Genomic DNA, 14,094 nt, shown 5'->3' on the forward strand with positions numbered 1-14,094 from the left:
GTGATGCAGTATCAGTCGACGCGGGGTCACAACCTGCCCCAGCACTTCTCGGACATCCTCCTCGGAGGTCTCGCGCCCGACGGGGGCCTCTACCTGCCGTCGGAGTACCCGCAGCTGACCGCCGACGAGCTCGAGTCGTGGCGCGGGCTGTCCTACGCCGACCTCGCGTTCGCGGTCCTCTCGAAGTTCGCGGACGACATCCCGGCCGACGATCTCCACGACATCACGCGCCGCACGTACACCGCCGAGGTGTACTGCAACGGCCGCGAGGGTGACGACGTCTCGCTGATCACCCCGCTGCGCACTCTCGGAGACGAGGACGGTGCACCGCTGAAGCTGCTCGGACTGTCCAACGGGCCCACGCTGGCCTTCAAGGACATGGCCATGCAGCTCATCGGCAATCTCTTCGAGTACACCCTCGCCGCGAGCGGCAACGAGCTGAACATCCTGGGCGCCACCTCCGGGGACACCGGTAGCGCCGCCGAACACGCGATGCGGGGCAAGAACCGTATCCGCGTCGTCATGTTGAGTCCGCACGGACGGATGAGCAGCTTCCAGCGCGCCCAGATGTTCAGCCTGCAGGACGACAACATCGTCAACCTGGCCGTCGAGGGGAACTTCGACGACTGCCAGGACATCGTCAAGGCGGTGTCCAAGGATGCCGAGTTCAAGGCACACCACGCGATCGGCACCGTCAACTCCATCAACTGGGCTCGCGTCGTCGCGCAGGTCGTCTACTACGTGCACGGGTGGCTGCTCGCCACCGACGGACCCGGACAGAAGGTGTCGTTCTCGGTCCCGTCGGGCAACTTCGGCAACGTCTGCGCCGGACACATCGCACGATGCATGGGCCTTCCCATCGATCAGCTGGTCGTCGCGACGAACGAGAACGACGTCCTCGACGAGTTCTTCCGCACCGGCGTCTACCGCCCGCGGTCGCCCGCCGAGACGCACCACACCTCGAGCCCGAGCATGGACATCTCCAAGGCGTCGAACTTCGAGCGCTTCCTCTACGACCTGGTCGATCAGGACGCGGCCCGGCTCGGCGAGCTGTTCCGCGCGCTCGACACCGACGGCGGCTTCGACTTCTCCGGCACCGCGGAGTTCGATCGGATCGCCGAGTTCGGCTTCGTCTCCGGGCGCAGTACGCACGCCGATCGCGTCGCGACGATCCGCGACGTGAAGGACCGCTACGGGGTGACCATCGACCCGCACACGGCCGACGGCGTCGTCGTGGCCCGCCGCAATCTTCGGGAGGGCATCCCGATGATCGTGCTGGAGACCGCACTGCCGGCGAAGTTCGCGGACATCGTCCGCGAAGCTCTCGGTGAGGAACCCGAACGACCGGCGGCATTCGACGGCATCGAGGATCTCCCGCAACGTTTCGACGTCGTCCCCGCGGACGTCGAACGCGTCAAGGCCGTCATCGTCGAGCACACCGCGCGCTGATGCCGATCCGTCTGGAGAACGTCGGGATCGCCGTCCGCGATCTCGACGCGGCCGTCGCGTTCTTCACCGACCTCGGACTGACCCTGCTGGGCCGCGACACCGTCAGCGGTGAGTGGGCCGATACCGCCGTGGGAGTCGACGGCAATCATGCGGACATCGCGATGCTCGAGACTCCGGACGGGACCGGCCGCATCGAGCTGTTCCAGAACCGCCATCCCACGATGATCGAGACGGAACCGACGCTCCCGTATCAGGTCGGCATGCACCGGGTCGCCTTCGCCGTGGACGACATCGACGAGGCGCTCGCGATCGCCGCCCGGCACGGGTGCTTTCCGCTGCGCGGTGTCGCGAACTACGAGGGCGTGTACAAGCTGACCTACCTGCGCGGTCCCAGCGACATCATCGTCATGTTCGCCCAGAAGTTGGTCGACTAGCCAACTCTCCGAGCGTAATTCGGTGATCACGAGTCGGCGTGGTCCCGCGTGTCGTCCAATCGGCCGGCCGCCGCGCGTCGACGCAAGAACTCGCGGTGTCCGAACGTCGCGCAGAGAATCTGCTCCTGGTCGGCCACGGTGCTGCCGACGGCACCCGCCACGGTGCCCAGCGACCGCGTACATGGTGACGACTCCGGCGACGACCGTACCGAGGGTGGCGAGGTTGTACATCGTGCGGTCGATCCCTCGCTCGCGCCGAGTGCGCTTCTCCCACAGACTGTTCGGGAAGATGAGCCACGCTGTGACGGCGAGCAGAGCAGTGGCGGACACCGCGGTCAGGCGCACGATCGACATCGACGCCGCCATCTGCCTGATGCTCGAGTAGAAGAGGCCGAATGCGGACGTCGCAGTCGCCGCGGCGAGCGCGCCCGATAGCGTCGGTACCAGCCTCCACGGGCGGTTGGTGCGGATCATGCCCGCGACCACCCGCGCATGCCCCAGCAGGGCGGGCGCCACCAGGGCGTCGTGGCCGGACACGGTGGACCAGTGCGCCGGACCGGTGGCGGGATCGGGTCGGTCGACACCGGTGGTGTCGCGCAGCGCTTCCAGAGCGGCCAGCGTGACGGCGCGCGCACGTCGCGCGACCCGGTGGGTGCCGAACGACGGGACGTAGATCACCACCATCGACGAACCGACGATCTCGGCGAGGACGGGGCGCGAGCGCACGCGCCGCGGTATCTCGGAGACACACACGGTCACGGTGTCCTCGCTCCCTCCGGTGTCACCGAGCAGGGACGACCATGTGTCGAGATCAGGGCTTCCGCTCTGCACCGGAGGCAGGGGGACGGTGACCCGGTCGACGGTGAGCAGGTCTCCGTCGCGCGTGGTCGATCCGTCGAGACCGGTGACGATCGAGTCGGCGACGGTCGCGGCGAAGCCACGATCGGTGGCAACTCTGACGGCGGGCATCCGGCTCGGCTACCCGTCGAGCCCGATCGGAAACTGTGCGGTTGCCGAGCATCATTCGGCGCTTTTGATCTCCCGGTGATACGTCTGCATCGCATCGGTGAGCGCACCGAAGACGCGGTGCGCCGCGGCCAGGTCGTCGTCCGGGAGGTCCGCGAGAGACTGTGAGACGTGCTGCCCCAGCGGACCGAAGAACTGTCGAGCGACGTCCATTCCGGGCTCGTCGTAGCGGAGAATGACGCGTCTACGGTCACGGACGTCGGGTTCGCGGCGGATGTGGCCGGACACGATCATGCGTTCGACGAGGTAGGTCATCGCCGCGGACGACAGTCCGAGCAGTGAGCCCAGTTCACCGGGAGAGACGGGGCGTCCGCCGACGTCGGAGACCATGATGTGCAGCAGAGCCCGGAAGTCGTTCGCGTTGAGGTGGTGCCGAGCTCCGAAGACTCGTCCCAGCTGATCCGACTCGGCGGTCATGGCGCGCATGTCGGCGGCGATCAGCGATTCGAGTTCGCGCCGTGCGGCATCGCCGTCCGACCGATCCTGCTCCGACACTCATGCTCCTTCGCGAACCCCGGCGTCAGCGTACTCGCCACACTGCCGTCCATATTACTTCAGTTGCTTAATGATCAACAGACTGAGACACTGGCGGGCGTGAACGAGAACTCCGTGTGGGACCGCATCGCCGGACTGGTGTCCGGACGCCGATCCTGGATCGTCGCCCTCCTCGTCGTGCTCGCATCGGGCGGGTTCATGGGCGCGATCGGCAGCAATTCCGCCGCCGAGAGTTCGCCCACCTCCCTGCCGGCGGATGCCGAGTCAGCACAGGTCGACGCACTCCTGCAGGACTTCCCCGACGCCGACCTGTCACCGGTCATTCTCGTGGCGACCCGTACCGACGGTGGCGCGCTGTCCGAGCAGGACCTGGCGGACGTCGCAGCCGCGCGGGAGCGGATGAACGCCGTCGACAGAGGCGTCGATCCGTCGGTGCAGGACGCCCCCGTCATCCCCGCACCCGACGGCGAAGCAGCCATCGCGCCCGTCCAGGTGTCGACGGAATCGAACGGCGCCGGCTTGGCCGAGTTGGTCACCGATCTCCGGTCCGCAGCCACCGACGGCCTGCCCGCGGAACTGACACTCCAGGTCACCGGCGGACCCGCCTTCGCCGCCGACATCGCCGACTCCTTCTCCGGCGCGAACTTCGTCCTGCTGACTGTCACGGCCCTGGTCGTCGCGCTGCTGCTCATCGCCACCTATCGATCACCGGTGCTGTGGCTCGTGCCTCTCCTCGTCGTGGGCTTCGGTGACCGCGTGGCCGGGGCGGTCGGCACCGCGGTCTCGGAGCTGACGGGGCTGTCCTTCGACGGCAGTACCTCCGGCATCACGAGCGTCCTGGTGTTCGGCGCGGGAACCAACTACGCGCTCCTGCTCATCTCCCGCTACCGCGAGGAACTGCGCCGTGAGGCCGACCACCGGGTCGCGCTACGGCACGCCGTCCGACGGGCCGGCCCCGCCATCGTGGCCAGCAACGCGACGGTCGTCCTGGCACTGCTCACTCTCCTTCTGGGCACCCTGCCCAGTACGCGCAGCCTCGGCGGACTGGCCGCCGCCGGTCTCGTCGTCGCTGCCGTCTTCGTCCTCTTCGTGTTGCCTCCACTGCTGTCACTGTGTGGCCGGAAGCTGTTCTGGCCGTTCGTTCCTCGCGTCGGCGATCCGGAGCCGACCGAGAAGGGCGTATTCTTCCGAGTGGCCAACGCCGTCGGCCGTCGGCCCGGCCGCGCGGCCGTCGTCTCCGTGGTCGCACTGGCCGTCTGCATCCTCGGGCTGATCGGCACGAACGTCGGGCTGTCACAGACCGAGCAGTTCCGCGTCACCGCCGAATCCGTCGACGGCATCGACACTCTGGCCGACCACTTCCCGGCCGGGCAATCGGATCCGACGATCGTCGTCGCGAACACCGATTCCGCGCAGCAGGTCGAGTCCGCGGTGCGGGGCACCGACGGTGTGGTGTCGGTGACGCAGACCGCCACCTCCGAGACCGGACTCACGGAATTGTCGGTGGTTCTGGGCGCAGAACCGTCGTCCGACGGCGCGTTCGACGCGGTCCGGAACGTGCGGGCGACGGTCGGAGAGATCCCGGGAGCCGACGCCGTGGTGGGCGGCAGCGACGCGCAGGCGCTGGACACGTCCGACGCCGCGGCACGCGATCGCCTGGTCATCATTCCCGTGATTCTGCTGGTGGTCCTGCTGGTGCTGATCGCACTGCTGCGGTCTCTGCTGGCGCCGATCGTCCTCGTCGCGACGACGGTGCTCAGCACCCTCGCTGCCCTGGGCGTCGGAAGCTGGGTCAGCCAACACGTCTTCGGGTTCCCCGCCCTCGGTGACAACGTCCCGCTGTTCGGCTTCCTGTTCCTGGTCGCACTGGGCGTCGACTACACGATCTTCCTGGTGACCAGGGCTCGTGAGGAGACACCCACTCACGGCACCCGAACGGGGATCGTCCGCGCGGTCGCGTCGACCGGTGCTGTCATCACCAGCGCCGGCATCGTGCTCGCCGCCGTGTTCGCCGTCCTGGGCGTGCTGCCGCTGATCCTGCTCACCCAGCTGGGCATCGTGGTCGGTCTCGGCATCCTGCTGGACACGTTCGTCGTGCGCACTGTCGTGATCCCCGCGCTCTTCACTCTCGTCGGCCCTCGCATCTGGTGGCCGACCACACTGGACCCCCACTCCGAAGACAGTCACAGCACCACTCGAGAAGGAGTCACCCCATGATCCGAAGCATCATCCGCACGGCTGTCGCCGGAGCGCTCGTCACCGGCGCGGTTCTGGCCGGAGGCAGCGCGGCCTCCGCGCAGCCGTTGTTCGAACCTCTGCAGCCGATCCAGCAGCTCGACGTCCAGAGCTACACGGGTGACTGGTGGCAGATCGCTGCCGTGCCGCAGCCGTTCAACCTCAACTGCGCCAAGGACACCAGGGCCAACTACCAGCTGCTCGACCCCAGTAACGTGCGCGTGCAGAACAACTGCACTCGCTGGGACGGCGGAGCCAACGAGATCATCGGCAACGCCCGGGTGAACGATCCGGTCACGCAGGCGCAGCTGCACGTGAGCTTCCCCGGCGTTCCCACCCAGGACAACCCCGAGGGCCCGACCAACTACATCGTCACCTACATCGCCGACGACTACTCGTGGGCACTGGTGGGCGACCCGTTCCGCACGTCGGGCTTCGTCCTGTCGCGCTCGCCGCAGGTGAGCACCGATCAGTGGAAGCAGATCCGCAGCGTCGTCGAGAGCCGCGGCTACAACGCGTGCCTGCTGCTGACGTCCCCGACCACCGAGGGCAGCAACGAGATCCGCCCGCTCTGCACGGTCTGATCGATCCCCGCTCGCCGTTCGGCTCAGTCGGGCCGAACGGTGAGAACCGGGACCGGTGACGTCATCAGCAGTCGCTGACTGACGCTGCCCAGCAATGCTTTTCCGACGCGACTGCGCTTCTTGATACCGATCACCAGGCGCGTCACCTGCGGGTGCGCATCGATCTCGTCGATGACCGCCACCACCGGATCGCGGTCCTCGCGCCCGGCGCGCTCGATCACGCGCACCGGCACGTCGTCGTCGAGGTCGCCGGTGTCGAGCGCTCCGAGAGTCAGGTTCACCGCGATCACGTCGGTGTCCAGCATGCGTGCTTCACGCACGCCCTCCCGCAGAGCGTGACGCCCCTCGTCGCTGTCGGTCACTGCTACCAGCACTGCCATGACGTGTCACCTACCTTTCGTGTGTCGGTCGTGTCAGGAGTATTCGCGGCGGAAGCGAGCTTCCAAGTGTTCCAGACTCTGGCCGCGGGTCTCGGGCACCTGGGTGACGATGAAGACCAGGGCCAGAATGCCGAGTCCGACGAAGATGAAGAACGTCGGCGCGATGCCCAGCGCCTCCACCACCGGTGGGAATGCCAGTGCGACCGCAGCATTGGCGATCCAGAGCATGAACACACAGACACCGATGGCGAAGCTGCGGATCTTCAACGGGAAGATCTCCGCGAGCATCAGCCACACCAGCGGCCCGATGGTCCCCTGCATGCAGAAGACGAAGAGAACGACGAAGACGAGGATGAAGTAGGCCTTCGCGGTGCCGTCGGGAAGCAGAAGGGCCGACAGCCCGACCAGCAGATGGAAGAACGTCGTCAGCGAGAACCCCGCGATCAGCATCGTGCGACGGTTCACCCTGTTCATGATGAACAGTCCGACGGTGATGCCGAGAACACTGAACAGACCGTTGAGGGTGTTCGCGAGAATTGCTGCGCTGCTGGAGAACCCGGCATCACCGAGCAGCTGGGTGCCGTAGTACATCACGGAGTTGATGCCGGTGAACTGCTGGAAGACACCCAGTCCGACCCCGATGAAGATCAACCGTCTGATCCAGCGCACGGACAGATCGGCCGCTCCGCCGGTCTGGGAGAGCTTCTCCTCCTCGGCGAGCGCGTGGACTTCTGCCATCTCGGCCTCGGCGCGTTCCGGTGAGCGCACCTGCTTCAGCACGGCCAACGCGTCGTCGTCCCTGCCCTGCGAGACCAACCAGCGCGGACTTTCGGGCATGCGCAGCATCCCGAAGAAGAGAGCGAAGGCCGGTAGCACCGCGACCAGAAGCATGTACCGCCAGACGGACTCGTGGTCGCCCCAGATGTTGAAGATCAGGGCGTTGATGACGAAAGCGGCGAACTGGCCACTGACGATCATGACCTCGTTACGGGTGACCAGTGAGCCGCGGCGCTCGAACGGTGAGACCTCCGAGAGGTACACCGGCACTGTCGCGGATGCGCCACCGACGGCCAGGCCGAGGACGAAGCGGAACACCGCGAGTACTTCCCACGACGGCGCGAGAACACATCCGAGCGTGCCGAGGACGAAGACGCCCGCCAGCATCAAAATGTTGTGGCGACGCCCGTACTTGTCCGACAGCCGGCCTCCGACCAGGGCGCCGATCGCCGCTCCGAAGATCAGGATGCTGACGACGAAGCCCTCGGTGAACGACGTCAGGGACAGGTCCTCCTTCAGCGGCTCCAGCGCGCCGTTGATGACGCCGGTGTCGTAGCCGAAGAGCAGACCACCGAAGGTCGCCACGACGGCGATGACCCCGAGTCGTCGTGAATGCGGGCCGGGAGAGTCGGCCGGGAGCGAACTTCCCGTACCGGTGACTTGCGAAGACATGACATCCCATCGTCGGCGTGTGGCCTCCAGCCCTGCGAGGCTCTCAATCCATGTCTGTATGTCTTAACATACTTCGGCGCCAATGAGAAGTGGGTCACATCAAAATCCCCTCTGCATGCAATCGCCGCAGCGGGTACTCTCTCAGTTGTTCAACTATTCAGTAGATGAGAGTGTTCGGAGGGGACCATTCATGTCGACATCACCCGACGATCGCGAGCACGACAGACCCGAGAAGAGGCGTGCAGCGCCGTCGTCGTTCGTCCAACTCTTCTACGACGCCACCGTCGAGGGTCACGCGTCGGCGGAGTGCCCCAACGCCGGGGACATGCGTTCGTAGAACTCCAGATGCCGGGCTGCCGCGTCGTCCCAGTCCGCTGCGGCGGCGAGCGCACGTCCAGCCGCTGCCCGATCGCTGGAGCCCATCGCATCCTCGAGCGCCTCGGCCGTCTCCTCGGCGTCGCCTCCGTACCGCACCGCGTCGCCGAACACTTCCCGGAACACCGGGAGGTCGCGCACCACCACGGGGACGGACGCGGCGAGAGCCTCCATCGCGGCGAGGCCGAAGCCCTCCTTCGTGGACAGGAACGCGAACGCCGACGCCCCGGCGACGAGGGACGGGAGCACATCGTTGTCGACGGTCCCCATCACGACGGGGGCCGCCGCTGCCAGGCCCGCACGCGCATCGAACTCTGCCCGGTATCCGCGGTAGTCGAACAGCGTCTCACCGCCGGCGAAGACCAGTCGGACGTCGGGATGGCGTTGCTGCAGAACGGCATAGGCGTCGAGCAGGTCGATGCTGCCCTTCCGCGGCTCGATGCCGCCGACGGCCAGGACGTACCTGCCCAGGCGCGCACGCCAGTCGTCGCCGCGCGCCGACGCGAACCTCACGTGGTCCACCCCGTTCGGGATGACCGTCGGCTCGAAACCCCAGCCGGCCCGGACCTCGTCGGCCACGGCCCGCGAGACGCAGATGTGGGCGTAGGGCTCGACGATCGCGCGCTCGTGACACGCCGCCAGCTCGGGTGTCGTGAAGTTCTCGAGGTGGTGGATCGTGCGGATGCACCGTCCGACAGCGTTGGCCGTGATGCAGTCCTGCGCGTGCACGATGTCGGCGTCGGCCGGGTCGAACGCCTCGCGCATCACCCGGATCGAGCGGAGGATGCGCTCGCCCACCGACTCGTCGTCACGCGGGGGGAACGGAACCAACCGCACCCGGACCGACGGGTCGACGGTGCGGAAGAAACCCTCGTCTCCGCCGCGAGCCAGAGACCACACGGTGACCTCGGCTCCGGCCCGCGAGAGGGCTTCGGCCAGTTCGACGGTGTGCACCACTCCGCCGCGCGGCTTCGTCGAGTAGGTCAGGAGTGCGATGCGCACGAGACCTCCCGGTGATACGCGTCCGGGCGCCGCTCGTGGAGATGGCGCAACACCCTCCGCGCGCGATCCACCTCGGCATCGACATCGATGTCGCAACACGCCAGCCCGCCCTTGTCCCGGGTCCGGCAGAGCACGTCGCCGCCGGGGCCCACCACTTTCGCCTGCCCGAGGAAGCGCAACGAGCCCATCACCCCCGTGTGGTTCGAGGACAGCAGCACGACCTGGTTCTCCGCGGCACGTGCTGCGTCGTAGAGGTCGAACAGACGAGACTGCCTGTCGTTGGCCAACTTCGACGCTCGATCGGTCACACTCGCCGGCCACGCCGACAGGGCCGCGACGATACGCGCGCCGTCCAGCGCCAACGTGCGCGCCGACTCGGGGAACGTCTTGTCGTAGTCGATCAGCATACCCATCCGCCCCACCGGTGTGTCGAACGCCGAGAAGCCGTTTCCCGCCGAATATGCCAGGGACTCCCCTGCAGGCTGGTGCACCTTGCGGTGACTCCCCAACACGCCGTCACCGGTAAGGCACACCGCAGCGTTGTACCGCTGATCTCCGGCCCGCTCGGTGTAGCCGACGCACACGGTCATCGAGCGCGCCGCGGCCGCGATGCCGGACAGTTCCGGACCGTCCTCGTCCAGAGCGGGCGGCAACTCGTCCAGGTCCGGGTTGTTCAGATCGCCGATGTACCCACCGAGACACGCGTCGGGAAGCACCAGGAGGTCGATCTTGCGATCGTGCGCATGACCGATGATGCCCAGGATCTTCTCCAGAGACCGCTCGACGTCCCTGCCGAAATGACCTGCGAGCGCCGCTGCTCGGATGGGGGCCACCGGTGCACTCAGACTCGCGCCGGCACGCGTGCGCCGGCCGCCACCTGCTCGCCCAGGTATTCGGCATCGCGCGCCACCGCCGCGAAACGTCCGGAGCCCCAGGTGTTCTGCCAGGGCAGGCCGAGGAAGTACAGGCCCGGAGCCGCGGTCACCCCGCGTGTGTGGGCCGGGTGACCCTCACCGTCGAACACACCCACCTTCAGCCACCGGTAGTCGCGTCGGAAACCGACGGCCCACACGATGGACGTGACTCCCTCGGCCGCGAGGTCGAGTTCCGTGGGTTCGACCTCCGGCCGCCACACCGGCGTGTACCGCTCCTCGACGGGAGCATCCAGACCCGCCCTGGCGATGTACGCGTCGATGTCGTTCTTGATGCCCTCGGACACGGCATCGGCAGCGTCGAGCGACTGTTCGAGGGTCTGCGCGAAGTGCAGCCGCCCGTCCTGGTCGACGTCGGTGAGACGGCCGTAGAGCCGCATGCCGTCCACCGCGAACGCCCGCAGGTCGATGTCGCGTCCACCGTCACGGCCCGTGACGTAGTGGTTCGTGCTCTCCCGCTTCGACAGACCACCGGCATGGGCGGAGATGGAGACGTCGTACACCCCCATGTCCTGCAGCCACGCGACACAGTCGCGCCCTCGGTAGAACCGTGCCACCCGCGGAGCGGATCCGGCGACGAGGTGCACCTGGCGGCCCTCGAGGTGGAGGTCTTCGGCGATCTGTGCCCCGGACTGCCCGGTGCCGACCACCAGGACTCCGCCGGCAGGCAGTGCGCTCGCGCTCCGGTACGCCGACGAGTGGATCTGCGTGATCGACGGCGGAATGCGTTCGGCGAGTCGAGGTATCGACGGGATGTGGTACCCACCGACGGCTACCACGACCTGATCCGCCGTCATCGCACCTGACGAGGTGGAGACCGAATACCCGCCCCGGGGGCGCTGCTGGACGTTCAGGACGGTGACGTGCTCGCGTACCGGCGCATCGAAGGACTCCGCGTACCGACGCACGAAGTCGTACACCAGATCCCGGGTCATGAACCCGTCTGGATCGTCACCGTCGTACTCGTAGCCCGGCAGCACGCACTGCCAGTTCGGCGTCACCAACGTGAAGTTGTCCCAGCGGCCGTCGAGCCATTCGTGCGCGACGGTGTCCCGCTCCAGGACGACGTGGTCGATGCCGCGGCGAGTCAGGTGCCAGCTCATCGACAGCCCGGCCTGCCCCGCACCGATGACGATCGCGCTGTGATGTTCGCTCATCGCGGGCCTCCCAGGTCGAGAACTCGGACCGTGCCCGAGTCGAATGCTGCTGCGGTGGTCTCGATCTCCCGTAGCGTGGCCGCGGCCGAGGTGCACGCGAAGCCGAACTTGGCCATCACCCGATCGCTCGCTTCCGTCAGCGCCGTCCTGCTGCGCTGGACGAAGTCGACGATCTCGTAACGGTCGCCCACCGTCAGGTGGTCGCGAACGACCAACGACGGTGAATAGCACTGCTGTCGAAGCCCGTTGGGCCAGAGCACGGTGAACGTCATCTCAGGCACGGCTCATCACCCGATCCACGCGGGACATGCTGTCCTCGTCGGTGATGGTCCCGTAGATCGACGGTCGACGATCCCTGAGGTTGTACATGCCGCCTCCACGAGCTGCGGCGATCGCGCGCTGGACGTCGAGCGTGGCCGTGGCCAGGCCGGGCTCGATGCCCGTCCCCGCCAGGATCTCCCCGCCCGGCCCGACGATCTTGGCGCTGCAGACGAAGTCGAGCGAGCCGAACGAGCCCGCCTGGTTCGCGGCGACCCAGACCACCTGGTTCTCGAGCGCACGCGCCTGGTCGTAGATGTCGAAACGGAGCTTCCACCTGTCCTGCGCCATGTCGGGAGCCCGACCCGTCCGCGACGTCGGCCATGCGGACAGGGAGGTGATGATCTCCGCGCCGTCGAGAGCGATCTCCCGCGCGGCCTCGGGGAAGGCCTTGTCGTAGCAGATCTGCATCCCCATCCGGCCGACCGGCGTGTCGAACGCCCGGTACTCCGAACCTGCTGAGTAGCAGAGATTTTCGCCCAGTGGCTGATGCACCTTGCGGTAGGAGCCCAGCACACCGTCGCCGTGGACGGTCACCGCGGCGTTGTACCGCACCGGTCCGTCCGCCTCGCAGAAGCCGAACGTCACCACCATGTCTCCGGCCATCGCGGCGACCCTGGCGATCTCCGGGCCGTCGAGTTCCAGAGCCGGCGGAAGGTTCTGCAACCGTCGCTGCCGCTTCTCCTCCGTCTCCTCACCCCCGCCCAGGCTGGGAAGGTAGCCACCCAGGCAGGCTTCCGGCAGGACAAGCAGTGAACTGCCGCGTCGTCGTGCCTCGACGATGTTCCTCTCGATCGTCGCGTAGGACTCGGCCATATCGCGGCCGAACCGTTCCGACGCAACCGATATCACGATCTCGCTCATGCTCGTCCCAATCCTGTGACTGCGGCGGACACCGCAGAGGTGACGACGCCGTCGGGCCACCGCAAGGTGACGCCCGGCGTCCTGGTGAGTCGGCCGCACACAGCCGACGTTGCCGGTCCTGCGGCCGGGACGCGGCGTCCCGGCCGGTCCGCGGTGATCATCGCGAACCCTGGAAAACACGTGATCCACCGGCCGAGATCTTCGCCGGCAGGGCGAGGTATCCGGGCGACGTCGATCTCCGCACCCGTCCCCGACGCTTCGGCCATCATCCCGGTCGTGCCGGCGAAGCCGGCCATACTGACGTCCTTGGCCGCTCGCGGAGCCGCGCGGGCCACGAACGACCCCATCGCCACCAGTTCGTCCCGCGACCTCGTCGACGACGAATCCCACTGCGCGCCCTGATATCCGGCGCGCCAACCGCCGCCCAGATCGGCGGTCAGTCGCAGGTCGTCGCCCACGCTGCCACCCCCTGCAGGCACGGGGCGGGTCGTTCTGCCGAGAGCCGTCACGGACAGTGACGCAGGAACGCCCACCTGGGTGTGTCCACCGAGGACCGGCACGCCCCACGCGTCCCCTGCACGCGCCAATCCACGAATCACACGCGTCAGGAGAGAGGTCGTCGGGGCGCCGACCGCGTCGAGCATCCCGACCGGTGTCGCGCCCATCGCCGACAGATCGTTCAGATTGACCAGTGCCGCGCACCACCCGGCCCATTCGGGATCGCGCTCGACCATCGACGGGACGATGGCGTCGCACGCGGCGACGATGTCGGATCCGGGGACCGGCACGCCGTCGTCACCTCGGAAACCACTGGCGCCCAGCCCCAGTGGGCCCGTCGCCAGCGGGGCGAGGACGCGGGCGAGCATCGATTTGGTGGAGTCGACCAGTCGCTGCACGGTATGCAGGGGCCACCGCATCGACTCGTGCGGCGTGTCGGCGATCCACGCGGCGCCCACGGATTCCCAGCCGAGCTCGGTGAACATCGGCACGTACTGCGACTGCACCGTCGCGTCGAAACGCAGGACGCCGAGGGTCTCGACGTACGCGCAGGCCGCTCGCACCAGCGCGGGACCTACTGTCCGACCGCGGCTTCCGCGCGCGACCACCAGACGACTACCCGCCCACCACCCCAGGTCGACGTCCGTGCACGGCGCCACCCGGACACCGCCCAGCACCGTGCCGTCCGGGGCTGTCGCGACCAGCACGGTCGCCCGCGGATCGTCGTCGACCTCGTCGCGATCGGAACCCTCGAACAGCCCCTGGTCGACGACGAACGACTCACGCCGGAGTTGCCGGTAGGCACCCAGGTCGGCGTTCGACTCCGCCGGCCGCACCAGGAAGGGTGCGAGGACAGTCGACGGTTCACCCGTCAGGATGGACAGCTCGGACGCCAT

General features: G+C 67.6%; 14 protein-coding genes. 4 read left to right on the forward strand and 10 right to left on the reverse strand.

Going from position 1 to position 14,094, the window contains the following annotated elements:
- The first annotated feature begins 3 nt into the window (after positions 1 to 3).
- On the forward strand, positions 4 to 1,449 hold the full coding sequence (thrC, locus tag AC0IX4_RS08170; protein ID WP_056074084.1) for a threonine synthase: 1,446 nt from the start codon (positions 4 to 6) through the stop codon (positions 1,447 to 1,449).
- Entirely contained in the window at positions 1,449 to 1,883 is a 435-nt protein-coding gene (locus tag AC0IX4_RS08175; RefSeq protein ID WP_471828650.1) for a VOC family protein, read from the forward strand. Before thrC ends, AC0IX4_RS08175 begins: the two co-directional genes overlap by 1 nt.
- 26 nt (positions 1,884 to 1,909) lie before the next feature.
- Here the strand turns inward: AC0IX4_RS08175 and AC0IX4_RS08180 are convergent, their stop codons facing one another.
- Both AC0IX4_RS08180 and AC0IX4_RS08185 read right to left on the reverse strand, forming a co-directional pair.
- A complete protein-coding gene (locus AC0IX4_RS08180) occupies positions 1,910 to 2,044 on the reverse strand; it encodes a hypothetical protein (protein WP_471828651.1) in 135 nt (44 codons plus the stop codon).
- A gap of 859 nt (positions 2,045 to 2,903) precedes the next feature.
- Entirely contained in the window at positions 2,904 to 3,335 is a 432-nt protein-coding gene (locus AC0IX4_RS08185) for a MarR family winged helix-turn-helix transcriptional regulator (protein WP_042576370.1), read from the reverse strand.
- Between the two features lie 207 nt (positions 3,336 to 3,542).
- On the opposite strand from AC0IX4_RS08185, the gene AC0IX4_RS08190 reads away from it, so the two are divergent.
- Both AC0IX4_RS08190 and AC0IX4_RS08195 read left to right on the forward strand, forming a co-directional pair.
- On the forward strand, positions 3,543 to 5,621 hold the full coding sequence (locus AC0IX4_RS08190; protein ID WP_471828815.1) for an MMPL family transporter: 2,079 nt from the start codon (positions 3,543 to 3,545) through the stop codon (positions 5,619 to 5,621).
- On the forward strand, positions 5,618 to 6,223 hold the full coding sequence (locus tag AC0IX4_RS08195) for a lipocalin family protein (RefSeq protein ID WP_471828652.1): 606 nt from the start codon (positions 5,618 to 5,620) through the stop codon (positions 6,221 to 6,223). Before AC0IX4_RS08190 ends, AC0IX4_RS08195 begins: the two co-directional genes overlap by 4 nt.
- Positions 6,224 to 6,246: 23 nt before the next feature.
- On the opposite strand, the gene AC0IX4_RS08200 is transcribed toward AC0IX4_RS08195, so the two are convergent.
- The 8 genes from AC0IX4_RS08200 to AC0IX4_RS08235 form a co-directional block, all read right to left on the reverse strand.
- On the reverse strand, positions 6,247 to 6,603 hold the full coding sequence (locus AC0IX4_RS08200) for a universal stress protein (protein ID WP_042576247.1): 357 nt from the start codon (positions 6,601 to 6,603) through the stop codon (positions 6,247 to 6,249).
- 33 nt (positions 6,604 to 6,636) lie between these two features.
- Positions 6,637 to 8,052: a sugar porter family MFS transporter gene (locus AC0IX4_RS08205; protein ID WP_471828653.1), complete on the reverse strand. Its 1,416-nt coding sequence runs from the start codon at positions 8,050 to 8,052 to the stop codon at positions 6,637 to 6,639.
- 291 nt (positions 8,053 to 8,343) lie between these two features.
- Positions 8,344 to 9,429, reverse strand: a complete 1,086-nt coding sequence (locus AC0IX4_RS08210) for an MSMEG_0565 family glycosyltransferase (protein WP_471828654.1) — start codon at positions 9,427 to 9,429, stop codon at positions 8,344 to 8,346.
- The gene (locus AC0IX4_RS08215) at positions 9,411 to 10,262 is read right to left on the reverse strand and encodes a carbon-nitrogen hydrolase family protein (protein WP_471828655.1); all 852 of its coding nucleotides are present in this window, start codon (positions 10,260 to 10,262) and stop codon (positions 9,411 to 9,413) included. The genes AC0IX4_RS08210 and AC0IX4_RS08215 overlap by 19 nt, the downstream gene beginning before the upstream one ends.
- Before the next feature lie 8 nt (positions 10,263 to 10,270).
- Positions 10,271 to 11,518, reverse strand: coding sequence for an MSMEG_0569 family flavin-dependent oxidoreductase (locus AC0IX4_RS08220; protein WP_471828656.1), 1,248 nt, complete (start codon positions 11,516 to 11,518; stop codon positions 10,271 to 10,273).
- The gene (locus AC0IX4_RS08225; RefSeq protein ID WP_056074091.1) at positions 11,515 to 11,799 is read right to left on the reverse strand and encodes an MSMEG_0570 family nitrogen starvation response protein; all 285 of its coding nucleotides are present in this window, start codon (positions 11,797 to 11,799) and stop codon (positions 11,515 to 11,517) included. Before AC0IX4_RS08225 ends, AC0IX4_RS08220 begins: the two co-directional genes overlap by 4 nt.
- Complete coding sequence (locus AC0IX4_RS08230; RefSeq protein WP_471828657.1) at positions 11,792 to 12,700, reverse strand: carbon-nitrogen hydrolase family protein; 909 nt, start codon at positions 12,698 to 12,700, stop codon at positions 11,792 to 11,794. The genes AC0IX4_RS08225 and AC0IX4_RS08230 overlap by 8 nt, the downstream gene beginning before the upstream one ends.
- Entirely contained in the window at positions 12,697 to 14,094 is a 1,398-nt protein-coding gene (locus AC0IX4_RS08235; RefSeq protein WP_471828658.1) for an MSMEG_0567/sll0787 family protein, read from the reverse strand. The genes AC0IX4_RS08230 and AC0IX4_RS08235 overlap by 4 nt, the downstream gene beginning before the upstream one ends.

The organism is Rhodococcus sp. AC861, from assembly GCF_979256035.1.